The 26,124-nt window shown below is 47.9% G+C and carries 26 protein-coding genes; 20 read left to right on the top strand and 6 right to left on the bottom strand.

Annotated features, from left to right (window positions below; translation table 11 throughout):
• Together RCH83_RS16085 and RCH83_RS16080 are read right to left on the bottom strand one after the other, a co-directional pair.
• A partial coding sequence (locus RCH83_RS16085) for a CreA family protein (RefSeq protein ID WP_306523801.1) occupies positions 1 to 483 on the bottom strand: 483 nt, incomplete at its 3' end.
• A 119-nt stretch (positions 484 to 602) separates the two neighbouring features.
• Positions 603 to 1,631 carry a DUF2804 domain-containing protein gene (locus RCH83_RS16080; RefSeq protein ID WP_306523800.1) on the bottom strand — a complete coding sequence of 343 codons (1,029 nt, stop codon included), beginning with the start codon at positions 1,629 to 1,631 and terminating at the stop codon, positions 603 to 605.
• A gap of 168 nt (positions 1,632 to 1,799) precedes the next feature.
• Between RCH83_RS16080 and RCH83_RS16075 the strand changes: the two genes are divergently transcribed.
• Positions 1,800 to 2,861, top strand: coding sequence for a helix-turn-helix domain-containing protein (locus tag RCH83_RS16075; RefSeq protein ID WP_306523799.1), 1,062 nt, complete (start codon positions 1,800 to 1,802; stop codon positions 2,859 to 2,861).
• A 78-nt stretch (positions 2,862 to 2,939) separates the two neighbouring features.
• Positions 2,940 to 4,151, top strand: coding sequence for a nuclear transport factor 2 family protein (locus tag RCH83_RS16070; protein ID WP_306523798.1), 1,212 nt, complete (start codon positions 2,940 to 2,942; stop codon positions 4,149 to 4,151).
• 117 nt (positions 4,152 to 4,268) lie between these two features.
• On the opposite strand, the gene RCH83_RS16065 is transcribed toward RCH83_RS16070, so the two are convergent.
• Both RCH83_RS16065 and ygfZ read right to left on the bottom strand, forming a co-directional pair.
• Positions 4,269 to 4,763, bottom strand: coding sequence for a peptidylprolyl isomerase (locus RCH83_RS16065; protein ID WP_306523797.1), 495 nt, complete (start codon positions 4,761 to 4,763; stop codon positions 4,269 to 4,271).
• An 11-nt stretch (positions 4,764 to 4,774) separates the two neighbouring features.
• The gene (gene ygfZ, locus RCH83_RS16060; RefSeq protein WP_306523796.1) at positions 4,775 to 5,779 is read right to left on the bottom strand and encodes a tRNA-modifying protein YgfZ; all 1,005 of its coding nucleotides are present in this window, start codon (positions 5,777 to 5,779) and stop codon (positions 4,775 to 4,777) included.
• 90 nt (positions 5,780 to 5,869) lie between these two features.
• Between ygfZ and RCH83_RS16055 the strand changes: the two genes are divergently transcribed.
• The 3 genes from RCH83_RS16055 to RCH83_RS16045 all read left to right on the top strand — a co-directional run bounded on the left by RCH83_RS16055 (position 5,870) and on the right by RCH83_RS16045 (position 6,933).
• Positions 5,870 to 6,121, top strand: a complete 252-nt coding sequence (locus RCH83_RS16055) for a succinate dehydrogenase assembly factor 2 (protein ID WP_306523795.1) — start codon at positions 5,870 to 5,872, stop codon at positions 6,119 to 6,121.
• Complete coding sequence (locus tag RCH83_RS16050; RefSeq protein ID WP_306523794.1) at positions 6,099 to 6,527, top strand: protein YgfX; 429 nt, start codon at positions 6,099 to 6,101, stop codon at positions 6,525 to 6,527. Before RCH83_RS16055 ends, RCH83_RS16050 begins: the two co-directional genes overlap by 23 nt.
• A gap of 118 nt (positions 6,528 to 6,645) precedes the next feature.
• Complete coding sequence (locus RCH83_RS16045) at positions 6,646 to 6,933, top strand: hypothetical protein (protein WP_306523793.1); 288 nt, start codon at positions 6,646 to 6,648, stop codon at positions 6,931 to 6,933.
• A 126-nt stretch (positions 6,934 to 7,059) separates the two neighbouring features.
• On the opposite strand, the gene nadB is transcribed toward RCH83_RS16045, so the two are convergent.
• Entirely contained in the window at positions 7,060 to 8,667 is a 1,608-nt protein-coding gene (gene nadB / locus RCH83_RS16040) for an L-aspartate oxidase (protein ID WP_306523792.1), read from the bottom strand.
• A 249-nt stretch (positions 8,668 to 8,916) separates the two neighbouring features.
• Between nadB and rpoE the strand changes: the two genes are divergently transcribed.
• The 11 genes from rpoE to acpS all read left to right on the top strand — a co-directional run bounded on the left by rpoE (position 8,917) and on the right by acpS (position 18,148).
• On the top strand, positions 8,917 to 9,492 hold the full coding sequence (gene rpoE, locus RCH83_RS16035; RefSeq protein ID WP_306523791.1) for an RNA polymerase sigma factor RpoE: 576 nt from the start codon (positions 8,917 to 8,919) through the stop codon (positions 9,490 to 9,492).
• 25 nt (positions 9,493 to 9,517) lie between these two features.
• Entirely contained in the window at positions 9,518 to 10,171 is a 654-nt protein-coding gene (locus RCH83_RS16030) for a sigma-E factor negative regulatory protein (protein WP_306523790.1), read from the top strand.
• A gap of 2 nt (positions 10,172 to 10,173) precedes the next feature.
• Positions 10,174 to 11,121 carry a MucB/RseB C-terminal domain-containing protein gene (locus tag RCH83_RS16025; protein WP_306523789.1) on the top strand — a complete coding sequence of 316 codons (948 nt, stop codon included), beginning with the start codon at positions 10,174 to 10,176 and terminating at the stop codon, positions 11,119 to 11,121.
• A 47-nt stretch (positions 11,122 to 11,168) separates the two neighbouring features.
• Positions 11,169 to 11,633 carry a SoxR reducing system RseC family protein gene (locus tag RCH83_RS16020; RefSeq protein ID WP_306523788.1) on the top strand — a complete coding sequence of 155 codons (465 nt, stop codon included), beginning with the start codon at positions 11,169 to 11,171 and terminating at the stop codon, positions 11,631 to 11,633.
• A gap of 180 nt (positions 11,634 to 11,813) precedes the next feature.
• Entirely contained in the window at positions 11,814 to 13,613 is a 1,800-nt protein-coding gene (lepA, locus tag RCH83_RS16015; RefSeq protein WP_373689797.1) for a translation elongation factor 4, read from the top strand.
• Positions 13,614 to 13,762: 149 nt separating this feature from the next.
• Positions 13,763 to 14,686 carry a signal peptidase I gene (lepB, locus tag RCH83_RS16010; RefSeq protein WP_306523787.1) on the top strand — a complete coding sequence of 308 codons (924 nt, stop codon included), beginning with the start codon at positions 13,763 to 13,765 and terminating at the stop codon, positions 14,684 to 14,686.
• 8 nt (positions 14,687 to 14,694) lie between these two features.
• Complete coding sequence (rnc, locus tag RCH83_RS16005; protein WP_306523786.1) at positions 14,695 to 15,369, top strand: ribonuclease III; 675 nt, start codon at positions 14,695 to 14,697, stop codon at positions 15,367 to 15,369.
• A complete protein-coding gene (era, locus tag RCH83_RS16000) occupies positions 15,359 to 16,276 on the top strand; it encodes a GTPase Era (RefSeq protein ID WP_306523785.1) in 918 nt (305 codons plus the stop codon). Before rnc ends, era begins: the two co-directional genes overlap by 11 nt.
• Positions 16,276 to 16,989 carry a DNA repair protein RecO gene (locus tag RCH83_RS15995; RefSeq protein WP_306523784.1) on the top strand — a complete coding sequence of 238 codons (714 nt, stop codon included), beginning with the start codon at positions 16,276 to 16,278 and terminating at the stop codon, positions 16,987 to 16,989. The genes era and RCH83_RS15995 overlap by 1 nt, the downstream gene beginning before the upstream one ends.
• A 50-nt stretch (positions 16,990 to 17,039) precedes the next feature.
• A complete protein-coding gene (gene pdxJ, locus RCH83_RS15990; RefSeq protein WP_306523783.1) occupies positions 17,040 to 17,771 on the top strand; it encodes a pyridoxine 5'-phosphate synthase in 732 nt (243 codons plus the stop codon).
• Positions 17,771 to 18,148: a holo-ACP synthase gene (acpS, locus tag RCH83_RS15985; RefSeq protein WP_306523782.1), complete on the top strand. Its 378-nt coding sequence runs from the start codon at positions 17,771 to 17,773 to the stop codon at positions 18,146 to 18,148. Before pdxJ ends, acpS begins: the two co-directional genes overlap by 1 nt.
• Before the next feature lie 80 nt (positions 18,149 to 18,228).
• On the opposite strand, the gene barA is transcribed toward acpS, so the two are convergent.
• Positions 18,229 to 21,015 (bottom strand): two-component sensor histidine kinase BarA, encoded by a 2,787-nt coding sequence (barA, locus tag RCH83_RS15980; protein ID WP_306523781.1) that lies wholly within the window; start codon positions 21,013 to 21,015, stop codon positions 18,229 to 18,231.
• A 123-nt stretch (positions 21,016 to 21,138) separates the two neighbouring features.
• Between barA and rlmD the strand changes: the two genes are divergently transcribed.
• From rlmD to RCH83_RS15960, 4 genes are all read left to right on the top strand, one after another.
• Positions 21,139 to 22,467: a 23S rRNA (uracil(1939)-C(5))-methyltransferase RlmD gene (gene rlmD / locus RCH83_RS15975; RefSeq protein ID WP_306523780.1), complete on the top strand. Its 1,329-nt coding sequence runs from the start codon at positions 21,139 to 21,141 to the stop codon at positions 22,465 to 22,467.
• Between the two features lie 3 nt (positions 22,468 to 22,470).
• A complete protein-coding gene (relA, locus tag RCH83_RS15970; RefSeq protein WP_306523779.1) occupies positions 22,471 to 24,663 on the top strand; it encodes a GTP diphosphokinase in 2,193 nt (730 codons plus the stop codon).
• A 77-nt stretch (positions 24,664 to 24,740) separates the two neighbouring features.
• The gene (mazG, locus tag RCH83_RS15965) at positions 24,741 to 25,544 is read left to right on the top strand and encodes a nucleoside triphosphate pyrophosphohydrolase (protein ID WP_306523778.1); all 804 of its coding nucleotides are present in this window, start codon (positions 24,741 to 24,743) and stop codon (positions 25,542 to 25,544) included.
• Between the two features lie 79 nt (positions 25,545 to 25,623).
• The gene (locus RCH83_RS15960) at positions 25,624 to 26,013 is read left to right on the top strand and encodes a hypothetical protein (RefSeq protein WP_306523777.1); all 390 of its coding nucleotides are present in this window, start codon (positions 25,624 to 25,626) and stop codon (positions 26,011 to 26,013) included.
• Positions 26,014 to 26,124 lie beyond the last annotated feature (111 nt).

The raw sequence follows: 26,124 nt of genomic DNA, 5'->3' as shown, positions 1-26,124 counted from the left end.
TTTTGCCATATTTGCGGCTTCCAGCTCAGCCCAGGCTTTGCTGCCCCAGAGTGGCACTGTGGTTAACGAATGTTTGTCGCTGCCGGCCGTTTCTTTGGTGGAATAAGACAAATACACCAGGGTTCTGTTGTCTTTATCAAAAATGCGGCGGATTTTTAAGTGTTTAAACAAAATACTTTTTGAAGCGGTAAAAATAACTTCACCCGATTTGGAAGTATCTATTTGATCCAACATGGTTTTGGTAATTTCACCCGTCTGACGGCAGGCAATCGACATATCGGAAGGGTCAGCTAAATCCAGATTGGCTTCCACATGGCTGATATGGCAGGTCACTCCTGGAATATCAGGGTCGTTAAAGGTCTGAATTTTAATATCTTTAGTGGTAAATAAACCCAAGCTGACATCACCCACTTCTTTGGGGGAGCAGGCCATTAGCAAAGTGGATACCAAAAGCAACGAGGCACTTTTTGCAGAAAAATTCATATCAACTCCTTGTAAATCAGTAATAAAATCTTGTTTTTCGCATAGCCATCCGACTGCGGGCTTAGCTACACTTTGGCGCAGGTTTAAATTTTTTTAATAGCGAAGCCGCGAACCAGACATCACCATTTCGCATAATGATCTTCAGCAAGCCCAAGGCAATTCTGTAGTTGCAGTACAGTGCCATCGGCCAGCTGAATGTGCCCTTGATAATAACCAACATACTGGCGGAAATTACTGGCTAAAAGCCCTGCCTGTACTTTTTCCTGCCGGCAATACAAAGGCTGAAACTCAAGTTCTACTTCACCACATAAAGTGCTGACTTGCCAGTTGCGCTCTGGTGCTGCTCTGGCAAAGGCAAACTGCGCCGGGCTCAGGTGCTGAATCTTACCCTGATACCAAAGTGCATTTTCACAAAGCCCGGTTTCGTTGACACCGTTCGCCAGATTTAAACCAAAAGCCTTACCTTGTACGCTGCTATTGATAGACGCCCAGCGCCAGTTGGTTTGGCGGCGCATAAAACCGGCAGAAAAATCATAACCGCCATGCGCCTGACTTAAATCAAAGCTTTTATTGCCAAGTTTCAGCTCCCCCAGAACCTGCAGCGCATTGTTTTTTTCAGTGTAAGTCAGGCCCTGATAAGCAGTGGGGGCACAAAGTGCCAAAGGGCTTTGTTGTTGTGGCAGTAGCTGAAGCCTCGCCTGCAAATCACCACAATCAAGTTCAAGTTGCCAGCTTTGAGCGCTTAAATCAAAACTCCAGCCTGTTTTACCAAAATGCAGTTGCGCTTTGCCTGAGGTGGGGGATTGGCTCATGCGACAACCCATATTCAGCGGCAATAACAGGCCTTTTTCGATGGTTTTGTTGCCGTGCTGGTACAAATAAGCAAAACCTGAACTGGCATAACGGATATCGGCAATAGCCACTGCCAGTAGCCAGTTGGGGCCTGTCACAGCGACAAACTGAAACTGTTTAAAATGAAAATGCCGTGCAAGGGCGCTGGCTTTTTTATCCAGCACAGTGCGGTAGTCGAAATCAGCAAAATTAAGTTGGGGCACTGAGCCGTCAAATAAACCATAAATGGCATTGCCATTGGCATCAATCAGCTGGCTTGGTGCTTGGGTAATATTGGGCTGATAACGACTTGGCATGTTGGGCTCTTGTTAATAAAACTTTTTGTTTTTATAACAGTTTTTCTGGATCAGACCAAGTAAGATTCGGTAGCATCCAGTGTTAGTTGCCATGCCTTTGCCACTATTGGGCACAACGCCTGGCAAGCAAGCTTTATGCAGGCCGATGATCAAACGGATGAGGTTCGGATGACAGTTTCAGATCAATTGTTACTGATGTTTAGCGCCCTTGGTGCTATCAACGCCTGGGTGCTGGTGGCTTATTTTTTCTGGCGCCAGCCAGGGCAATTGTCAGACAGGTTATTGGCGTTGATGCTACTGATGCTCAGCATCAGAGTACTGAAATCTGTGTTGTTTTATTTTAATCCGGACATCACCAAACAGATATTACAACTGGGGTTGTCGGCTTGTTGGTTAATAGGGCCTTTGTTGTATGCCTATTGTCACAATATTTGTTGGCCAGAGCATAAAAGCAGCAGTTATCTGTGGCCTTTGCCGGTCGCTTTGTTGCTGATGATTGTGGTTGGGCTGGGCTGGCCTTATCAGCACAATGCACAACTATGGCAAACTTTGTTATATCAGCTGATTAATTACAGCTGGCTTGGCTGGATTTTGTTATCGGCTTTGTTGTTGTGGCAACACCAAACAAAGCTGATGGCCGGCCAGCACTACACAACACAGTTACCAATGCTGTTGAGTGTATTTTCCGGCAATCTGCTGCTTTGGGCTGCTTATTATTTCGCCTCTTATACCTCTTACATTAGCGGCGCTTTAACTTTTAGTTTTTTGTTATATGTGGCTGCGCTGACTATTTATCTAAAGCGCCAGCCAGAGAACACAATAGCTCAAGAGCCTTACGCCAATAAAAAGCTGCCTGCTGACGAAGTTTTGGTTTTGCAACAGCAACTTGAACAATTGATGCAAACACAACTGTTGTTTCTTGATGCCAACCTGAGTCTTGCCAAACTTTCCAGACAACTGGGCTGTGCTAGCCCAAAATTGTCGCAGTTGCTGAACGACAATCTGCAGACGTCTTTTAATGACTATATCAATGCATATCGTATTGAATTTGCCAGGCAGCTGATCGAACAACAAATACCGCTCAAAATGGCTGATTTGGCAGAGCAAAGTGGTTTTAATTCGTTATCGACATTTTATGCCGCTTTTAAAAAAGTCACTTTGCAAACGCCCGCCAGATACAAACAACAGCTGCCGGAGCAGAATTCCGGAATTATAAATCCGCTATCCTGAATCATATTCTGCGGCTGTAAGGCGCAGCCGCAACTTTTATGCTAGCTCCGGTTTTTTAAATAGTTAACCGGAGGAAATATGCGTTATCTGTATGCTTGTGCTCTGTTGTTGTGTTGTTGTTCTTTTGCCACTGTAGCTGCAGTTACTACAGGGGCTCAGCTGAATAACAACGCAGCTAAACCCCAGCTTACGGCAGAGCAGGATAGTTATCAGGCGGTTCGCCACACTTTGCAGTTGTACCTGAACGGCACTTCTTATAATCAGCAACAGCAAATTAAACAGGCTTTTCACCCTCAGGCTGAGTTATTTCTGGCCAAAGAAGGGCAGCCTATCTGGCAAGTGCCGGTTGACGAATATCTGAGTTGGTTTAAGCCAACCAAAGCCGGGCAGTTTAATGGTCGTATTGGCGAAATTCTCAGTATTGAAATTGAAGGTGACCTGGCAAGTGCCAAAGCAGAAATTCTGCAGCCAGAGTCCGGGAAGCGTTTTATTGATATGTTTTTGTTAAAGCGTATTGAAGGACAATGGCAAATTATTAGTAAAGCTGCGGTGGGGCAGTCTTCTTTGCAGCATGGTCAAAGGGTGTTATTTATTTTGTCTGACGCCCATTTTCATGGAAAGTCAGACTTACCCGCCGGCGCCAGCTTTTCAGAAATAGTGAAAGCCTACAGTACTTTTAAAGCAGCAGGTTTTACTGTGGATTTTATGACCCCTTCCGGCGGTGCTGTGCCTTTGGCTTATATCGACACTTCAGACCCATTGCATAAAGAATATCTGTATAACCACGATTTTATGCAGGCGCTTAAACACAGCAAAACAGCGGCAGAATTAAAGGCGGCGGATTATCAAGCTGTGCATTATGTGGGGGGGTCTAATGCCGTTTATGGCGTTGCGGACGATCCGGCGATAGCCCAACTGGTGATGGACATTTATCAACAGCATCAAGGTATTATTTCTGCTGTTTGTCATGGCACTGCAGGTTTGCTGCAGTTAAAAACCACAGATGGTCGTTTTCTGGTAACAGGCAAAAAGCTCACTGGTTATCCGGAAGATTTTGAACAACAAGATGCGGCTTATTTTAAACACTTTCCGCTGCTGATAAAAAAGACCATTCTTGAGCGGGGTGGTCAATTTGCTGTAGGGCCACGCAACCAGGCATTTGTGCAAGTGGATGGCAGGCTGGTGACAGGGCAAAATCATTTGTCTTCTGTGGGTGTTGCCAGGGCTGTAATTACTCTGATCCAGCAAAAAAATCCGGCACAGACTGCAACTGCAGCCGCAAGGCAATAAACGCTGACGCCCGATAAAGCATGTTGAACATAAAGTTCTGAAACGACCAACAAAAACGCCGGCAAGCCGGCGTTTTTTCTTCATCAGCAGTCAGACTGCTTTTGCTCAAACCTTGATTTAGTCGTGACCATGGCCTGAGTGACCGTCGATACCATGCGCATGGCCATGTGCCAGCTCATCGTCAGTGGCATCACGCACCAGCAGAACTTCAACGGCAAAAGTTAAATCTATGCCTGACAAGGGGTGATTACCATCAACCACCACTTCATCGTCTGTGACGTCTAATACAATCACAGATTGTTCGCGGCCATCCGGGCCGGCGGCGCGAAAACGCATACCAACAGCCACTTCCATACCTTCAAATAAAGCACGGGGTACGGCTTGAGTCAGTTCTTCATGGCGCTCGCCATAAGCATCAGCAGCTACAACCTCAACGGTAAATTTATCACCAGCTTGTTTGCCAAGCAGTGCATTCTCCAGCCCGTGGATTAAAGAGCCGCTGCCGTGGATAAATACCAGTGGCTCGCCGCCAACAGAGCTGTCGAGTTCGTTGCCTGCCGCGTCACTGACGCTGTAGTGCATTGCAACGACTTTGTTATTTTGAATGGTCATGCAAACCTCAGTTAGTTTAAAGAATAAGGAAGAGCTTCCAGCCTGAACAAGGTGTCAGGCGCGCTGGCCAGCCGTAAATGGGCATCTGAGGCGGTATCATTTGGCAATACAGCAAGCACAAACAGCTCACCATGAATATTCACCGCATTTACTACCACGCCGCTGCGGCGCCAGTTTTGCTCCAATTGTACTTCAATATCGCTGCCGGCTGCCGGAGTTTCTGCACTCTGTGCTTTGAGGATATAAGTGGCTCTTTTATTTTTGCCCAGATATTTCATCCGTGCCACCATTTCCTGGCCTATGTAACAACCTTTACTAAAACTAATGGCATCAATGGCTTGCAGATTGAGGTTTTGTGGTACGTATTCGCCTATTAACGCCTGTTCCAGATAAGGTAGGCCGTGCTGAATATGTTGTGCCAAAAAGCGTGTTGGAGCTGCTAATAAACCAGGTTGTGCTGTGATCAGCTGTTTGGCAGCTGCAATGTCCAGCACCAGCAAATAATGTTGTGGCGCCAACGCCATTAACTGGCCGCCCGGTACCGCAACAAGCTGACCGCGTTCTGGTACAGTCCAACCTAAAGTCGCCAGCAGACTGTCGGCCTGAGGGCCGCTGACACCAAGCACAGCCAGTTGATCCTGAGTGTCATGAAAACTGACTTTGGAAAAAACGCCAAATTTTTTCAGTTGGACAAGAGAGGCCTGAATTTCATCACGAAAACCGGCGTACAATAAGTCGTCGCCCGCTTGCCAAAGATGAAAAGTGGCCCACATTTTACCTTTGGCATCACAATGGGCGCCACGTAAAAAGTTATTCTCGGTTAAGGTATTGATATCACAGGTGGTTTGACCCTGTAGATATTTCTTTTGGTCCGGGCCACTGATCCGGATCACATGAAAAGCCGGTAATGGACTGATAAACGCCTGTTCGGCATCATTTGATAATTGTGCCAGTTGCTCGGCACTAATCCAGGAACTTTGCATCGCTGATATCGCTTCTAAATCTTCAATGTTCAATGGCACAGATCATTGGGGGAAAGATGGAAAAGCACAACCCCTGCGTCGATTATTTGTTAGAATCCAGCAAGCAAAACAAGAGAGTGTGTTATGTCTGAATTAATGAAAAAACCAAAATTACGTTGGGCTTGTCGTCGTGGCATGCTGGAGCTGGATATTCTGTTAGCCCCTTTTGTTGAGGAAGGTTATGACGCTTTAAGCCTTGAACAAAAACAAGATTTTGAACGTTTATTGGCTTGTGATGACCCGGATTTATTTGCCTGGTTTATGGGGCATGCCACTTCAAAAGACCATAGCCTGCAACAACTGGTGGATATCATTGTCCGGCGCGTCCGCGTTTAGTCTGGCTTTGCGCCCTTCGCGTTGGCGTGCTTTGCCTTATGCGCTAAGTGTGCTTGGCATTGTATGCGTTTGTTTGTTGTTGCCTTTGCTCTGGTGGCAACTGCTGATCCTAAGCCCGGTCGTTATTTTGTGTTTATATTGGCAGCTGCAACTTTGGTTTCAGCCTCTGAGCATTCAGATGTTAACGCTGGACACTGCGGGTCGTATCCGTTTTTTGCATGATGTAAAACCTGCCGGTCAGCTACTGCCACAATCTTTGGTGTCTGGTTGGGGATTCTGGTTGTACTGGCGTGACGACAACGCTGTTGTGCATCAGCTCTGGTTATATCGTGATAATTTTTCGCCAGCTGACGGCAGCGCGCTGGCAAGGGCTTGCACTGAAAGACGCTGGCAGCTGCAAAGCTGACCTTGTTGTGAGCAAAAGCCCGTTATATAGTCCGTCGTTTGTCGTGTGCCCTGTTTTTGTAAATTGTTTAGTCTGTGCAGGCTGAACTTATCTGTGATGGTATTGACCCAGGTTGGATATGATGACTTTGATTGAACTGGCAGGTTATGTGCCAGCTATTATTTTCCCGGCAGCAACTTTGATGCAGCTGTGGCATTTATTAAAAACTAAAACTTCGGACGGTGTACCGGCTTTAACCTGGTTGGCTTTTGCCATTGGTAACTTGTGTTTATATGTGTATGCAGAAAAATATACCGAATTGCAGTCTATTATCGGCCAGCTCGCCACTGCAGCTTTGCAGATCTATGTGGTGTATCTGATTATCAAATACCGCCGTAGTAACAACAAAGCGGCCATATCTCAATAAATCCGCCATCTTCGTAGCGTGTAACTGATAAGAAAAAACGGCGTTGTAAACGCCGTTTTTTCCCGCATATGATGACAGCTGAACCCAGAACAGGCTGCACCTGTTCGCTTGGCAGTGTCTTGAAGCTTAGCGCTCAGGTGGTGTCAGAATGGTCGGTTTAGAGTTTTCCAGCATAGCCGGATAATCCAAAGTGTAATGTAAACCGCGACTTTCTTTGCGTGCCATAGCACATCGGATAATCAGCTCAGCTACCATGGTCAGATTACGCAGTTCCAGCAGGTTATTACTGACCCTGAAGTGGCGGTAATATTCCTGAATTTCCCTTTGTAATAATTCCACTCTGTGTAAAGCACGTTCCAGCCTTTTGGTGGTACGCACTATGCCAACAAAATCCCACATAAATAACCGCAATTCGTGCCAGTTGTGGGTGATTACTACTTCTTCATCTGAGTTACTGACCCGGCTTTCATCCCACTGCGGCAATGCAATGGGCGCTGCTGTGTGCGCTAAATTGGCCAGAATATGTTGGGCCGCACTTTGCGCAAACACCACACATTCCAGCAAAGAGTTACTGGCCATGCGGTTAGCGCCATGCAGGCCGGTATAAGCCACTTCGCCAATGGCATATAAATTGGGCACATCGGTTTGACCATTTTGGTTTGTCATCACGCCGCCACAAGTGTAATGCGCTGCCGGCACCACAGGGATAGGCTGTTTGGTAATGTCGATACCGACACTTAAACACTTGGCGTAGATAGTCGGGAAGTGCTCAATTATAAAATCTTTTGGCTTGTGGCTGATGTCGAGATAGACACAAGGCACACCCAAACGTTTCATTTCAAAGTCGATAGCGCGGGCCACCACGTCACGGGGCGCCAGTTCGGCACGCTCGTCAAAATCCGGCATAAAACGCGAACCGTCCGGCCGTTTTAAATAAGCGCCTTCACCACGCATCGCTTCGGTGATGAGATAATTCCGGGCATCCGGATGATACAAACTGGTCGGGTGGAATTGGTTAAATTCCATATTGGCAACACGGCAACCGGCACGCCATGCCATGGCAATACCGTCGCCACTGGCCACGTCCGGGTTGCTGGTGTAGAGGTACACTTTACTGGCACCGCCAGTCGCTAAAGCTACAAAACGGGCTGAAATCACTTCCACTTGTTCTGAATTGCGGTTCCAGACATAAGCTCCATAACAATGTTCACCCTCAAGGCCAAGCTTGGCGGCTGTGATAAGGTCGATGGCATTGTAATTTTCCAGCAAACGGATATTCGGATGGGCTTTCACCTGATCAACCAAGGTGATTTGCACGGCGCGCCCGGTAGCGTCCGCAGCATGCAGAATACGTCTGTGACTATGACCACCTTCACGGGTCAGGTGATATTTTAATACCCCTTCTTCGTCGCGGTACTGGTCAAAAGGTACCCCTTGTTCAATCAGCCATTCCATCGCACCTTTGGCGTGTTCAGCAGTAAATTTAACGGCTTGTTCGTCGCATAATCCGGCACCGGCAATTAAGGTGTCGCTGACATGGGAATCAATGCTGTCGTTTTCGTCAAACACAGCGGCGATGCCACCCTGCGCATATAAAGTAGAACCTTCGCGCAGCGGACCTTTACTCAAGACCATGACGTTCAGCTGGTTGGCCAATTGTAATGCCAGAGACAAACCGGCGGCGCCGCTGCCAATAATTAATACGTCACAAAGATGTTCTTTTTGTTGTTGCATGCGATACACTTAATCCGACAAAAAACAGAATCTTAGTTGAGCAAAAAGCCAGGCAGGCTGCGACTGGCGCTGTGGTTTTTCTGGCAGCGTTCGGATTGGCTATATGTCATCCAATGCGGTCAGGATCAATCTATTGTAACTTTTTTATCTATTAAACCGAACTTTTTCACTTCGGTCCCGTCATAAGGGTACGCTTGACGAGAGCCGGTTGCAAAATTTAGCAGTAAGCAAAACAGGGGACAAGCTCGGATGAGCGAGCAAGAATTGGATTGGCAGATAGTCCAGCGGGTACAACAAGGGGATAAAGCAGCTTTTAATCTGTTGGTAAGAAAATATCAGCACAGATTGGCGAACTTAATTTCGAGGTACGTCTCTAATCATGGCGACGTGGCAGATGTGGCACAAGAAGCTTTTATCAAAGCTTATCGTGCGTTGCCAGGCTTTCGCGGAGACAGTGCGTTTTATACCTGGTTGTACCGTATTGCAGTAAACAGTGCAAAAAACTATCTGGTGGCGAATGGCCGCAAACCGCCGTCAACAGACGTTGATGCGGAAGACGCTGACTCCTACGAGGGCAGCGACGCTTTAAAAGTGCAGGACTCTCCGGAAAAGCTGTTGCTGACCGAAGAAATACGGCACGTGGTGTTTGAAACTATCGAAAAATTGCCGGAAGAATTGCGCATTGCTATCACATTGCGTGAGATGGATGGTCTGAGTTATGAAGAAATTGCCGAAGTGATGGGCTGCCCTATAGGCACAGTCCGTAGCCGGATCTTCCGGGCACGTGAAGCAATTGACATCCAGCTGAAGCCTTTAATCAGCTGACCTATGAGCAAAGACAGGAAAATGTATGTCGTCTGAAAAACAAGATTGGCTATCTGCCGCGAGTGATAATCAAGGCATCAGTGCGCAACAGCTCGACTCTTTGTTACAAGATCCGGACTTGCAGCAACAATGGTTGCGTTACCAGATGATGGGTAACGTGATACGCAATGAGTTGCCTGCGCAGGTTGACCTGAATTTTGCCGATAATTTTGCATTGTTGCTGGCGGAAGAAGAAACACATCAGTTACAGCCAGAACCTGTACTGCAACTGGCGGCAGTCAGTGCAACGTCACGTTGGGGCAAAGTAAAATCTGCCGCCAATATGCCGTGGATGAAAACCATGCTGCAGGGCGCTATCGCCGCCAGCGTTGCTATAGTGGCAGTGGTTGGTGTTCAGCAAAGTCAGCAGTCTGCAGATGATGCTTTAACCTCCCCCTTACCTGTATTGCAAACCCGTCCTATTGGCGGCGTTGCAACACCTGTCAGTTTAAGTCAAAGTTCGGTGGATTCACGTTTTGCTGTCCAGCAACAACAACTGCAACTGGAGCAACAGCGCCGGTTACAAGAGCTGATGCAGGCCCGGCAACAACAAATCCGTTTACTGGAACAAACTGCCCAGCAGCAACAAAAAAATCAGCAAAACCAACCTGTTGTTGAGCAACCACCACGCGGACAATAACAATGCGTGTGTTGTTGATGTTCTTAGGCTGGTTGGTGCTGAGTTGTTCAGCAGCAGCCAGCAATGACGGTTGGCTGCAGTTTGAACGCAGCCAGCAAGCCGTTAAAAAATTTAATTTTGACGTTACTTTTGTGCAGATGCGCAGCAATCAGCTGAGCACCTTTCGCTGGTTACACGGTGTACATCAGGCAACTGGCAGCTTGCCAGTGCAAACCGAACTTGAGCAGCTCATTCCACAAGACCTTGCCGGTACCGACACTTTCAGACGCAACGACAGAGTCTATTATTCGTCACCCGGTAATTCTTTGCTGGTGACTGTAAATCAATCTATCAAAGAACTGCCGGCTATTTTGTTCCAGTCTCAGGCCGGCATTATGAAACTCTATGATGCTGTGCCAGGTAGCAGTACTTCATTGTCTGGCCGCACTGCCCAGCTGCTTAGACTCACTGCGCTAAATAATGGTCGTTTTAGTTATTGGCTGTGGCTGGACGGCGAAACCGGCTTTCCACTTCGGGTTGATACTGTTGACCAGAATAACGAAGTGCTGGAACGTTGGATGGTGGTGCATATGCAGCTGAAGCCAACTTTACCCACCGAACTGATGAACCTGCTAAAGGCCGATTTACCCGCAGAGCCGGTGCAACTGCCTGTTGTCGAAACGGTCGGGAGTGCCGATTTTCAACTGGGGTGGTTGCCAGAGGGCTATCAACTGGCATTGCAACAGAGTTCAACCGCCACACCAAATAATCCAGTGCTGGCTTCCTGGTTGTTAACCGACGGTTTGCATCAGATCTCGGTTTTTGTGCAGCCTTCAGCCGGTTTACCTGCTCAAGCATTTCGTGACGGCGCCACCACTTTGCTGGTGCTGCCAAAACAAAATATTGATGTCACTGTGATAGGCCCGCTGGATGTCACTCTGGCCAACCGGCTGGCCGATTCCGTTCAATAATCAAGGCTGTTATACTGCCAGCCTTTTTCTGGCACAGGCGCAACAACATGGTTGAAGAAATTGCCACAGTCATGCAGGTGGAAGCACAGGGTGTCTGGTTGCAAACCAAAGTGGTGAGCAGTTGTCAGGCTTGTAGTGCCAATGACAGCTGCACCAGTGGTGTGGTTGCTAAACATCTGACTCAGCGGGATTATCGTTTTTTCCTGCCTTATCAACCTTGTGCATCAGAGCCTGAATTGTTACCAGGCCAACAGGTCAGAATAGGTATCCACGAGGGCGTGTTGCTCAAATCTGCCGCTGCTGTTTATTTGTTGCCACTGTTGTTATTTATCGCAGCTGTGTTGCTGCTGTCTTTTTATAATGCCGGTGAAGGCTGGCAATTATTGGCAGGTGTAGTAGCTGCTATTCCGGGTTATATGCTGGCGCGTCGTTTTGGATTACAACAAGGTGGTGCTGAACAACAGGTGGAGTTGTTGGCGGTATTGCCTTCGCTCAGTGTGTTGCAACAATAAGCTGACTGAAGGCCGCAGCGCCTGAAGGCAAAACACAGCACCGTGAAAGCCGAAGAACACATAGCAACCTCGCAGCAAATCAAGTACAATTCGCGGCAATTTTAATCTGTGGCATGATTTGACAAGGTAACAAAGTTACCGGGTCTTACTGGCCAACCAGCTCAGTTTTTATTGGAAAAAATGGCAAAAATATCTCATATCCGCAATTTTTCGGTCATCGCTCACATTGACCACGGCAAATCAACCTTATCCGATCGTTTGATCCAGTTTTGTGGTGGTTTATCTGATCGGGAAATGCAGGAACAAGTGCTGGATTCGATGGATCTGGAGCGTGAACGTGGTATCACCATCAAAGCACAAAGTGTCACGCTGAATTACAAAGCCAAAGATGGCGAAACGTATCAGCTGAATTTTATCGATACTCCTGGCCACGTTGACTTTACCTACGAAGTCAGCCGCTCTTTGGCTGCCTGTGAAGGCGCTTTGTTAGTGGTGGATGCCGGTCAGGGTGTAGAAGCTCAAACTGTAGCTAACTGTTACACAGCGCTGGAAATGAATCTGGAAGTATTGCCGGTTCTGAACAAAATCGACTTGCCACAAGCTGAACCTGAGCGTGTTGCTGAAGAAATTGAAGACATCATTGGTATTGAAGCCGTGGGTGCTGTGCAATGTTCTGCCAAAACCGGTGTTGGTATTGAAGATGTGCTGGAAACCATCGTCAAGGGCATCCCTTGTCCTGAAGGTGATGTGGACGCACCAACCCAGGCGCTGATCATCGACTCCTGGTTTGACCCATACCAGGGTGTAGTGTCACTGGTGCGGGTGAAACACGGTAAAATTCAGGCCAAAGACAAGATTAAAATCATGTCGAGCGGCGCTGTGTATGAAGTTGATAAAGTTGGTATTTTTACTCCTAAAGCCAAAAATACCGGCATTTTAAGCACTGGCGAAGTAGGTTTTGTGATTGCCGGTATTAAAGAAATTAAAGGTGCGCCTGTTGGCGATACCTTAACGCTTTCTAAAAATGCGGCGACTGAGCCTTTACCAGGTTTTAAACGTATTAAACCTCAGGTGTATGCCGGTGTGTATCCGGTGTCGTCAGACGATTACGAAGATTTCCGTGATGCACTGGAAAAACTCAGCTTAAACGACTCATCTTTGTTTTATGAACCAGAAAGCTCCAGCGCTTTGGGTTTTGGTTTCCGTATTGGTTTCCTTGGCATGCTGCATATGGAAATCATTCAGGAGCGTTTAGAACGTGAATACGATCTGGATCTCATCACCACTGCCCCTACTGTAGTGTACGAGGTTGTCACTAAAGGTGGCGAAACCGTGATGGTGGATAACCCAAGCGATTTACCGCCTGTTGCCAGCATTGACGAAATCCGTGAACCTATTGTTGAAGCCCATATTCTGGTGCCGCAGGAATATTTAGGTAACGTCATCAACCTCTGTATCGAAAAACGGGGTGTGCAGATCAATATGACTTACCACGGCCGTCAGGTTGCCGTGGTGTATGAACTGCCAATGGCCGAAGTGGTGATGGATTTCTTCGACAGATTAAAATCAACCAGCCGTGGTTATGCTTCTTTGGATTACGCTTTTAAACGTTTCCAAACCTCTGATATGTCACGGGTTGATATTTTGATCAACGGTGAAAGAGTGGATGCTCTGGCCATTATCAGCCATAAAGATTTTGCCCAGGGCCGCGGCCGTGAACTGGCAGAAAAACTCAAAGAGCTGATCCCACGCCAGATGTTTGATATTGCCATTCAGGCTGCTATTGGCAGTCACGTCATTGCCCGCACCACGGTAAAACAATTACGCAAAAACGTATTGGCCAAGTGTTATGGTGGTGATATCAGCCGTAAGAAAAAACTGTTGCAGAAACAGAAAGATGGTAAAAAACGTATGAAGCAGGTCGGTAACGTTGAAGTGCCGCAGGAAGCGTTTTTAGCTATTCTGAAAGTAGGCAAATAACACACTGCTTTTGCATTAATTGCGGCGCTGTTTTATCAGCGCCGCAGTTGTTACAGCTGGTAACAATATATCGTGCAACAGCTGCAGCAACAGCGAAGTATTCAGCGTTAAGCTGATACTTTTGAACATCAATGAGGATTAGGTATTTCATGGCAGGTTATTTTGCAATTTTTTTAGTGGCATTAACGGTTGGCAGTGGCTTGATCTGGTTGTTTGACGCTCTGGTGCTGGCGCCAAAACGCAAAGTGAAACTGGCGCAGGCAGAAGCTGCGGCGGGTGGTGCTTTATCAGAAGATGCTAAACAGCAAATTGCGCCGCAGTCTTATCTGGCTGAAACAGCGCAGTCTATTTTCCCTTTGATTGCCATCATCACTATTTTCCGTTCTTTTTTATATGAACCCTTTCAAATTCCATCCGGCTCTATGATGCCCACTTTGTTGGTGGGAGATTTTATTCTGGTGGAGAAATACTCTTATGATGTCAAAGACCCGATTTGGCGCACCACGTTAATTCAAACCGGTAAACCGGCGCATGGGGATGTTGCAGTATTTAAGTATCCAGAGCAGCCGACAGTTGATTACATCAAACGTATTATTGGTTTACCTGGTGACCGTATTGTTTATAAAAACAAACAGTTATATATCCAGAAAGCCTGTGATAAAAACCTGAACCAGCCATGCCCTGTGCTGGAAGCTTTGCATCAGGAATTACAGTCTGAAGGTGAGTTTTTCTTAGGGCCTTATCCACTGAAACGTTTTACTGAACAAGGCCCAACCAAAAGTTATGACATTTTACAAAATGCCATGCTGCCAGAGCCTATTCACAATTATTACCGTCAGCCAGGTACTGAAACTACTGAGTTTGTGGTGCCTGAAGGCCATTATTTTGCCATGGGTGATAACCGCGATAACAGCCGTGACAGCCGCTTCTGGGGTTTTGTGCCAGAGCAGAATCTGGTGGGTAAAGCGGTATTTAAGTGGATGAGTTTTGAATTTAGTGAAGATCCGAACAGCGCTTTGCCAGGCTGGATCCCGGTCGGTGTCCGGTTTGAACGTCTGGGTAAGATTGAATAAGGGTAGGCATGCAAGTTTCTTTAACGCCATTACAACGACGTCTGGGTTACCAGTTTGTGCAGCCTGAGCTGCTGGAACAGGCACTGACCCACCGCAGCTGTAAAGGCAAACACAATGAACGACTGGAGTTTTTGGGTGATGCCATTTTAAGTTTTGTCATCGCCGAAGCTTTGTATCAGAATTTTCCAAAAACGCGGGAAGGGGATTTAACCCGGATGCGTTCTTCGTTAGTTAAAGGTGTCACTCTGGCGGAAATTGCCAAAGAGTTACAGCTTTCTGAGTTTTTACGTTTAGGGCCAGGCGAATTAAAAAGCGGTGGTTTTCGCCGTGAATCAATTCTCGCCGATGCCGTTGAAGCCATTTTAGGGGCCATTTACCTGGATGGTGGCAGCGAAGTTTGTAAAGAACGTATTCTGGCCTGGTTTGGTTCACGCCTGACGGTGATTGAACCCGGGGTACAAAAAGACTCCAAAACCAAACTGCAGGAATATCTGCAGGGCCGTAAGATGGCGTTACCCCAATACGATGTGATTGAAGTACTGGGTGATGCCCATGACCAAACCTTCACCGTGAAATGTACAGTGGCTGGCATGCAGCCTATTATTGCCAGTGGTAGCTCACGCCGTAAGGCCGAGCAAGACTGCGCGAACCTGGTGTTGGAACAGCTTACCCATGACAAATAATATTCCTGAAACCGCCGGCGAAACTTTTGCCGGTTTAGTGGCTATTGTTGGCCGTCCTAATGTTGGCAAATCTACTTTGCTCAATCAGCTGATTGGCCAAAAAGTCAGTATCACCTCAAAAAAACCACAAACCACGCGCCATCGTATTGTTGGTATTGACACTGTAGGTCAATACCAGACGGTGTATGTCGACACGCCAGGCCTGCACAGCGAAGAAAAACGCGCTATTAACCGCCTGATGAACAAAGCGGCGGCCAGTTCTATTCTGGACGTTGAGCTGGTGATTTTTGTGGTGGAAGGCACGCGTTGGCTGGAAGACGATCAAATGGTGCTGAACCGTTTAGTTGCCGCCAACAAACCTGTGATCCTGGTGGTGAACAAAGTTGACTTATACAAAGACAAAGAAGAGTTATTGCCACATTTACAGTGGCTTGGTACTCAGTTGTCTTTTGTGGAAATAGTGCCGCTTTCGGCGGAAAAAGGCACCAATGTGGCCGCACTGCGTGACATAGTGCACAAGCACCTGCCACCTTGTGAGTTTTTCTTTCCGGAAGATTACATCACCGACCGTTCCCAGCGTTTTATGGCGTCCGAAATTGTGCGCGAAAAGCTGATGCGCTTTTTGGGTGACGAGCTGCCGTATTCGGTCACTGTAGAAATTGAGCGTTTTAAGTGGGAAGAAAAACACTATCACATTGCCGCGCTGATTCTGGTGGAGCGTGACACGCAAAAACGCATGGTGATTGGTAAAGCCGGTGAGCGTATTAAAACTATTGCTTCTGAAGCCCGCAAAGATATGGAAGACCTGTTTGAACAACCGGTGTTTTTGCAAATGTGGGTGAAAGTGAAATCTGGCTGGGCCGATGACGAGCGCGCACTGCGCAGCTTAGGTTATGGCGAAGATTAATGACCACAGGCTTTAGTCCGGCTTATCTGCTGCACAGCAGAGCTTTTCGTGACGACAAGCTGTTATTAGATTTATTGTTACCTGAACAAGGACGTTTGCGTGTTGTGGCACGCCGTCCGGGGAAAAAACAAGGCGGGCGCAGCAATTGGCCCGCTTTTGCATTGTTGGCGGTGCAGTTAACTGGCCGCGGTGAATTAAAAACAGTGCGGGCGCTGGAAGAGCAGCAGCCGGCGCTGCAATTTCAGGGTGACTTTTTATTTAGTGCCATGTACATCAATGAGTTGTTGTGCCGTATTTGGCCGCAGGATGTGGCAAGTGACCATTTATTTGCGATTTATCAGCAAAGTTTGTTGGATTTAGCCGCCGCCCAGCCCCATCCGGGTTTGTTGCAGCCGGTGCTGCGCCGTTTTGAACTGCTGCTGTTACAGGAGCTTGGTGTGCCGGTTGATCTGGAATTTGATGTCACACAAGCGCCCATTGAGCAAAGCGGCTTGTATCAGTGGCAAACTGAAGCGGGCCTGGTACGTACTGGTTTTGTTGACGCTGAGGGTGCACATCATGGTGTCGGCTGGCCCGGGGAAGCCTTGTTGGCGATAGCCCGTGGTCAGTGGCATGACGACGCGCTTTGGGTGGCCAAACAGTTGTGCCGTTTTTTAATACAACCGCTGCTAGGCAATCAACCACTCGCCAGCCGCGCGCTTTTTAACCGATAACTTTTGATGAGGCTGGTGAGCCTTGCGCTTATCAGATATGGAGATTTGTGATGCAACCCATTTATTTAGGCGTCAATATTGACCATGTAGCCACTGTACGTCAGGCCCGTGGCAGCCAGTATCCTGAGCCAGTGCATGCGGCTTTATTGGCCGAGCAGGCCGGTGCCGACGGCATCACAGTGCATTTACGCGAAGACCGCCGCCATATTCAGGATAGAGACGTGTTTTTATTGCGTGACACTATTCAAACCCGGCTGAATTTTGAAATGGGTGTCACAGATGAAATGCTGGCGATTGCCCGTAAACTGAAACCACACTTTTGTTGTTTAGTGCCGGAAAAACGCCAGGAACTCACCACTGAAGGTGGTTTGGATGTGGCAGGGCAGTTTGGCAAGATTGAAACTGCGGTTAAAACCCTGGCTGATGACGGTATTCTGGTGTCTTTGTTTATTGATGCCGATTTAACTCAGATTGCCGCCGCTGCCAAAGCCGGTGCTCCTTATATTGAAATTCACACCGGTGCTTATGCCGATGCTACTTGCGCTAAAGTGCAACAGGCTGAGCTGGAGCGTATCCGCATTGCCGCTGAATATGCCGCGTCGCTTGGTATTATTGTCAATGCCGGCCACGGTTTACATTTTCACAATGTGCAGGCTATTGCTGCCATTCCACAAATGTATGAACTGAATATTGGTCATGCACTGATTGCCCGCGCTATTTTTACCGGTTTAGGCCCGGCCGTTGCTGAAATGAAAAGGTTAATGGTGGAGGCGCGCCGCTAATGGCTATTCTCGGGCTTGGCACTGATATTGTTGAAATTTGCCGTATTGAGCAAAGTTTACAACGTTCACCCCGCTTAATAGAGCGGGTGCTGACCGAAGCCGAGCGGGCCATTTACCAGAACCATAAACAACCGGTGCGTTATTTTGCCAAAAGGTTTGCGGCAAAAGAGGCGGCCGCCAAAGCCCTGGGCACCGGCATTGGCCGTGGTATTTCTTTTCAGCATTTTGCGATTAGCAATGATGAATTGGGCCGGCCGCAGTTGCAATTAACAGATGCAGCTTTAGAGCTTGCAGAAAAAATGGGTGTCAAACATTGTTGGTTGTCTATTAGTGACGAGCAGGCTTTTGCCTGCGCCACTGTGATTTTTGAATCCTGATGCAGGACAAAAGCCAGCAGTAACGCCAGGCTGCGGTTTTGCTGCTAAAAGCAGCGGCGCTGGAATTGTGGTTGGCTCTGCTACCAGACCCAGCCGGCAGCTTCTGCCAATAAAGACTGTAACCTGTCTTGCAGTTCAAATAATTCAGGTTCCAGCTGCTCTATGGTTTTGCCGTGTTTTAATTCGGTTTCAATCAGTTCTGTCAGTTGTTTAATATGAGGCACGCCGGTGTAACAACTGGCGCCGTGCAGTTTATGCACCAGCTGGATCAAGGGTTCTACCTGTTTACTACGAATAAGGTTTTCCATTTCGGTCAGGGTGGCCGGCAGGCTGTTCAGCAGAATTTGTAACAGCTCTTTGGCTAAATCTACTTTGCCGGCGGCGCAGCGTAGCGCCAGTTCCCAGTCCAGATGCCGGCTTTGTGGCAATTCCTGTTTTAACAATTGTTGGTCGCGCTCCGGCGTGGCGCTGATATTGGCGCAACATTCTTTCAGCGCAAAATGCAACATTTGTTCATCCAGCGGTTTGCTTAAAAACTCGCTAAAACCAAGCAGCATTAACCTTTCCCGCTCACCGTCCAGCGCATGGGCTGTCACAGCAATAATAGGGGTGGCCTCATTAATAGAACTTTGCTGAATACGCTGGCAGGCGGTGATGCCGTCCATCACCGGCATATTGATATCCATAAAAATCACGTCGTAATGAAACTGCGAGGCTTTTTGCAGTGCCTCTGCGCCATTGGTGGCTGAATCTATACTCTCCACCAGTTCGCTGAGCAAAGTGTTAATCAGTTTCAGGTTGGCTTCGTTGTCGTCGACCGTTAGCACCCGCAGTTTACTTTTTGGGGGGGCCGGTACTTTGCTCGGCAGTTCGTGCAGTTGTTGATAAGGCCTTGCCAGTGCAGCCGCCAGTTTACGTTGATGGGCAGGTTTGGATAAACAAGCCTCGGCGCCGGTTTGCAGCAGCGCTTCACGTAAGTTCGGTGATAAGGTGTTGACCAGTAAATAAATATGCTGACAAGAATGGTTCAGCTGGCGAATCAGCTCGACAATCTGATTGACCTGATCCAAGGATACTGCCCGGCCAATAATGGCAATGTCATAATGCGGCTGGCTGGCAAGTGCTTGTTGGATCTGGCCGGCAGTGGCGCAAGCCGACACCTGCATGCCCCAACTGTTTAATAACGACAAAGTGGCTTCGCGCGAATATTGTTGCGGTTCGATATACAACACTGTTTTTCCGCTCAAAAGTTTTACCGGCAAGGCTTCAGACACAGGCAGCGGATGACGGCGGCAAGACACGGTAAACCAGAAAGTCGAGCCTTGTTCCGGCTGGCTGTCAAAACCTATACTGCCGCCCATGGCTTCCACCAGCCGTTGTGAAATAAACAACCCTAAACCAGTGCCACCATACCGCCGGCCTATGCTGCCGTCGGCCTGGGAAAAGCCATAAAACAGTTGTTCCTGCTGCGCTTGCGGAATACCAATGCCGGTGTCCTGCACCGAAAAATGCAGCAGGGTTTTGTCGTCGTTATATTCGCTGCCACTGACCCTGATCACAATGCTGCCATGTTCGGTAAATTTCACTGCGTTACCGGCAATATTCATCAGTACCTGATTAATCCGCAGCGGGTCGCCGATAATGTCGTCCGGACAATCCGGGTCTATCAAAAGTGCCAGCTCCAGCTGTTTTTCAAAGGCGTTAGCCGCCAGCAGTTCAATAGAGTCATTCACCATGTCCCGCAACGAAAAAGGCTCAGGGTTTATTGGCATGCGGCCTTCTTCAAGCTTGGCGTAATCCAATACGTCATTCACTAAGGTCAGCAGACTATTGGCCGATTTTTGAATGGTATTCAGATAATCCTGCTGATGGTGCGATAACTGGGTTTTCAGCAATTGCCGGGTAAAACCAATGACGCCGTTCAGCGGGGTACGCAGCTCGTGGCTCATTTTGGCTAGGAATTCAGATTTAAGTTTGTTGTCTTCCTGCGCTTTACGTCTGGCCATATCCAGCGCGACGTTTTGCATTTCCAGCTGTTCCATGGTGTGGGTTAAATCGCTGGTTGATTGCTCTATGGTGTGCTGCATTTCGTCCTGCAGCTCTTTTAGCTGATACGCCAGCTGATTAATGCCAAGACGCATCTGGTCCAGCTCACCAAAATAAGGTTGTTCCAGTTTGCTGGCATAACGGCCTTCGGCCAGCTTTTCAATCAGGCTGATCAACTGTTGCATTGGTGCTGTCAGACGGCCAATCAGTTTTAAACTCAGTGCCAGCCCGAGCATCATGCCAAGCAGAATAATTAACAACGACACCAGCAAAGAGCTTTGTTGTGCCAGCAATACTTTGTCTTTTTGCAGCTCAACCAAGACCAGCCCCAGTTTGCCCTGGGAGTGTTGTAATTGTGCCGTCAGTTGTTCGTTGTCATTTAATGCCAGAGCATCGATATCTGTTGCTTCCAAAACCACAGGAACCAGAATGATTAGTTGATTGCCGTCGTCCAGAATTTCACTATGTTGTGGCCAGGGTTGGTGGGCTATTTCGTTCAGCCGGCTAAAGTCTTTGTGATAATTCGAGGTCACCACCAGGCTGCGCTGATGATCAAAAATGGCGATACTTTTCACCAGCGGTGAGTTTTTACGGTGACTAAGATTCAGCAACCGTTGCAGCTGCGTTTTGTTGTCGCTAAGCAAAGCCTGTTCACTGGCAATGGCTAAAGGCTCGGCAATATTACTGGCTTGTTCTTCCAGATAATGTTGTAAATCCTGATAACGGGCGAAACTGAAATAACCACCCAGCCCCAGACTAATAAATAAAGTGGGAACTAAAGTGATCAGCAAAATCCAATCGCGTAAACCAATCTTCGTCATCTTCAGCGCTGCTTGCTACAATGGTCCTTCGAATTGCCATCATGACACATGCCTGTTAAAAAACCTACCCAAGCCCGGCGGCAACAGGTGGGAAAACAAGGCAGATAAAGGCCGATATTTTTTATGGTAACTATTTATAAATCAAAAGCTAAAGTGCAAAAGGGCCCACAACATCTTGACCTGACGATAGAGCGTTGGGATCAGGAAGCACAGAGTATTGCTTTTTCTGACGGGAAAATTTGTTTTGTTGAAGGTGCTTTGCCGGGTGAAACCGTTAGAGTGAAAATCACCGAGCAAAAGCCGCAGTATCTTAAAGCCGAAGTGCAAAAAGTATTAAAAGCTTCCGAACATCGTATTGCACCTTTATGTCGCTTTGCCGCCGAATGTGGTGGTTGTCAGTTGCACCACGTTAGTGCAGAACAAAGCCGCATACTGAAGCAACAAGCGCTGGATCACCAGCTGAGACACCAGCTAAAGCTTACGCAGTTACCGTGGCAGCCGCTGTTACATAGCAATGCCGAAGGTTATAGGCGTAAAGCCCGCATTGGCGTGTGGTTTGAGAAAAAAACCAACGAATTTGTCGTCGGTTTTCGCCGCAAAGGTGGCAAAGAAATTACCGCTGTATCTGACTGTCTGGTATTAAGCCCTGTGATAGCGCCTGTGCTGAAAAAGCTGAAAGACAGCTTGCCGAAACTGAAAGCAGGTATGCATATTACTCACGTGGAAGTGCTGGACGCCGCTGGCAAGGCTTTTGTGGTGGTGCGCCATATCAAAGCTTTACCAGCGGAAGATAAAGTCTTATTACAACAAGCCTGGCCTGAAGCTTGCTGGATAGGCGAAGCAGAGCCGGACGAGTTTTGTTTTTGGGGCGAAGCACAACAAGCGCAATATCAGCTGAATGAAGGTTTAACACTTCACTTTGCACCTACTGATTTTATTCAGGTGAATGCGCAGGTGAATCAGCAGATGGTCACGCAGGCGCTCAGTTGGCTCAATGTGCAGGCAACAGACAAAGTGCTGGATTTGTATTGTGGTATAGGTAATTTCAGTTTGGCATTAGCAAAGCAGGCGGCACAAGTGGTAGGCTTGGAAGGTGTTGCTGCAATGGTTACAACAGCAAGCAACAACGCCAGACTGAACCAGTTGGACAATGTGGTTTTTGCCCAGGCCGATCTGCATTTAGCCTGGCCAAAAGCGCCCTGGAATCAGGCGGTTTATCAAAAAGTATTGCTGGACCCGGCAAGGGCAGGCGCCCTTGGTGCCATTGATGAAGTGGCGAGGTTAAAACCGGCGGCAGTGCTTTATGTGTCCTGTAATCCGGTCACTTTTGCCCGAGACGCAAAAGTATTGCTCGGCAAAGGATATAAACTTTGCAAAATCGGTCTGATGGACATGTTTCCTTATACCAGTCATCTGGAGTTGATGGCGTTATTTTCGCATACGAGGCAGTAAGTTATGGTCACTATCCGGCATTCCCACAGCACAGAATATAACCCGGGCGAAACTACCGCCTGGCTCAGTTCGCTTGGTTTGCCGGAAAGTAAAATCACCAGTCTGCTGGAAACCGAACATTGGCTGCAACAACATGAATTAACAGAAGCCACTTGCCCACAAGTGCGAACCGGCTGGGAAATGGTTGAGATCCTGGCCGATTTACGGATGGACAAAGATGCGCTGACCTCGGCTTTATTGTTTCCGCTGATTGAAGCCGGCGTGCTCACTTGTGAAGCCTTAGATAACTTGTTTCCACCTGCCGTAATGACGATGCTGGCGGCAGTGAAACAAATGGAAGCCATCCGCACTATTCCGGTAGGGCCGGGCCAAACCCCCAATGCACAACAGGCCGATAACCTGCGCAAAATGCTGCTGACCATGGTGGAAGATGTGCGTGCAGTGGTGATTAAACTGGCGGCACAAATTTGTTATCTGCGCGATGTAAAAAACGCTGACGAAGAAACCCGGGTACTGGCCGCCAAACAAACCAATGCCATTTTTGCACCTCTGGCCAACCGGTTGGGTATAGGCCAGCTGAAATGGGAGCTGGAAGATTTAGCTTTTCGTTATCTGCACCCTCAAACTTACAAACAAATTGCGACCTTGCTGGAAGAAAAACGCCTTGGCCGCGAACACTATATGCAGGACTTTGTCGACGCTGTGCGTCAGCGCATGAAAGACGAAAACCTGAATGTAGAGGTTTATGGCAGGCCCAAACATATTTTCAGTATCTGGAAAAAGATGCAGAAAAAACATCTGGCGTTTGACCAGCTGTACGACATTAGGGCTGTGCGTATTGTCACGGAAAAAGTGCAGGATTGTTATGCCGTGCTGGGCATAGTGCATACCTCCTGGCAGCATTTACCCAAAGAATTTGACGATTATATCGCCACGCCAAAACAAAACGGTTACCAGTCGATTCATACCGTAGTGCTTGGGCCGCAGGGCCGGCCTATTGAAATTCAAATCCGTACCAGACAGATGCACGATGACGCTGAGCTGGGTGTAGCGGCACACTGGCGTTATAAAGAAGGTGGCCCGGCCGGACGCGAAGGTGCGTTGGATGAAAAAATTGGCTGGCTGCGTAAAATTCTGGCCTGGCAGGAAGAAGTGGTTGATTCGTCCCTGGCCGAAGAGCTGCGTAATCAGGTCACCGAAGACAGGGTCTATGTGTTTACGCCCAAAGGTGACATTGTTGATTTACCTCTTGGCTCCACGCCGCTGGATTTTGCTTATTATGTGCATTCCAACGTTGGTCATCGTTGTATTGGCGCGAAAATTTCCGGTCGCATTGTGCCTTTTACCTATCAGCTGAAAACCGGCGATCAGGTGGAAATTTTAACCGGCCGTGAGCCGAACCCAAGCCGCGACTGGTTAAACCCACATCTGGGTTATTTAAAATCCAGCCGTGCCCGCTCTAAAGTGCAATATTGGTTCCGTCTGCAGGACAGAGACAAAAATTACGCCGCCGGCAAAGAGCTGCTGGACACTGAATTGTCCAGGCTCAACCTGAAAATGGACCAGCCTGCCAAAGTGATTCAGCAGTTTAATGTGAACTCACTGGAAGAGCTGCTGGTGGGCATTGGTGGTGGTGAAATTAAAGTCACCCAGGTGGTGCATTATATTCAGGGCCAATATGCCAAGGCTGATCCACCGGAAATTGACCCAAGATTAAAAACCAAACCTATGGCAACCACACCGGCAAAAAGCCATGTGGTGGTGCAGGGGGTGGGTAATCTGATGACCCATATGGCAGGTTGTTGTCAGCCGCTGCCAGGCGACGCCATTATTGGTTATATCACTCAGGGTCGCGGTATTGCCGTGCACCGTGACGACTGCGAGCAGTTTAAAACCCTGCTGGAGCAACATCCGGAGCGGGTGGTGGAAGCCACCTGGGGTGACCAGTACGCTTCTGGTTATGAAGTGACTATTCGTATTGTCGCCCATGACCGTAATGGTTTATTACGTGATATCACCAGTATTCTGGCCAATGAAAAAGCCAATGTGCTCAGAATGAGCAGTAACTCAGATGTGGCGCGGCAAACCGCCATTATTAATATGACTCTTGAGCTTTATAACCTGGATTCACTAAATAAATTACTGACCAAAGTCAGTCTGATTGATGATGTGATTGAAGCCAAAAGGTCACAATAACCCAAAGATCGCTATAAAAAGTACTTTGTACAACAGGCCCGCCTTGTGGCGGGCCTGCTTATTTCCGGGAAGCCTGCATGAACAAAAATATCAATGACTTATTGGCAATTATGGCCAGATTACGCCACCCGGACTTGGGTTGCGCCTGGGATAAAAGCCAGACTTTTCAAAGCATTAAGCCCTATACCATAGAAGAAGCTTATGAAGTGGCTGACGCTATAGAGCGGGGTGATTTTGATGATTTAAAAGACGAACTTGGCGATTTGTTGTTTCAGGTGGTGTTTTATAGCCAGATGGCCAGTGAACAAGGCCTGTTTGAGTTTCACGATTGTGTCGCCGCTATTTGTGACAAACTCACCCGCCGTCATCCGCATATTTTTGCTGCTGAACAGACAGATCACGAAGTTGCTGCACCCTCAGGTATGGACGCAAGCGCCGCTTTGCAAAATTGGGAAACCCTGAAAAGCAACGAACGCAAAAAAGCCGGCCTTGCCAGTGTGCTCGACAATGTACCCAACAATATGCCGGCCTTAAACCGTGCTTATAAACTGCAAAAACGCTGCGCCACTGTCGGTTTTGATTGGCCTTCGGTGGACGGCTGCTGGGACAAAGTGAAAGAAGAAATTCTGGAAGTGGAGCAAACTGCACCGGAAAGTCCGGAGCTTGCCGATGAACTGGGTGATTTAATGTTTGCGCTGGTGAATGTGGTGCGAAAACACGGTCTGGAACCTGAAGCTGTATTACGCCAGGCCAATCATAAATTTGAACAACGTTTTCGTGCTGTGGAAGCCAGCCTGGCCGCCACAGAACAGCCTGTAGGTCAGGCCAGTCTGGAACAAATGGAAGCAGCCTGGCAGCAGGTTAAACAACAACAGCGCTGAGAACACCCAAGCTGTTGTTTTCGCGATATTTGTACAAGGTATTTTTATCAGTTACTTAAATCATGGATGGTCATTCAGGATGAAATTATGGATAACATTTATTGCCGGTTTTATGACAGCGGCCGCCATTAGTTCTGTATTGGTATTGGGGTTTTTATATCAGGGCTATTTTTCCGTGTTGCATGAACAGCAGCGTTTTTATCAATACACAGAACCAGCCAAGGAGCAGCAAAAAGAGCAATATCGCCAGATGTTAAAAACTGACATTCTCCCGTCCCAACTGTGTTTGACGTTGATGTTACATGAGTTGTGGCTTGGCAAGGCATTTTACAATACTCAGATTGCGGCCAACGTGATGGTGACCAGCCTGCAGACTATAGATAATATAGATAGAACACCTGGTATGGCCGATGTAAAACTCTATTGTCAGCAATACAACGAACCTGGTGGCAAGCTTATCAAAGAGTAACAGCTTCTTGTTGCTGCCTACCCTGGTGCAACGTTTGCCGCTTTTTTCTTACTCCTTCACAACACAACCCCCAGCTTTTTAATCAATTGGTCCTGATTGCGCCGGTATTTT

This window comes from Rheinheimera sp., from assembly GCF_030824435.1.
In the GTDB taxonomy this organism is placed as follows: Bacteria; Pseudomonadota; Gammaproteobacteria; order Enterobacterales; family Alteromonadaceae; genus Pararheinheimera.
This window is presented reverse-complemented; position numbering and strand designations above follow the sequence as displayed.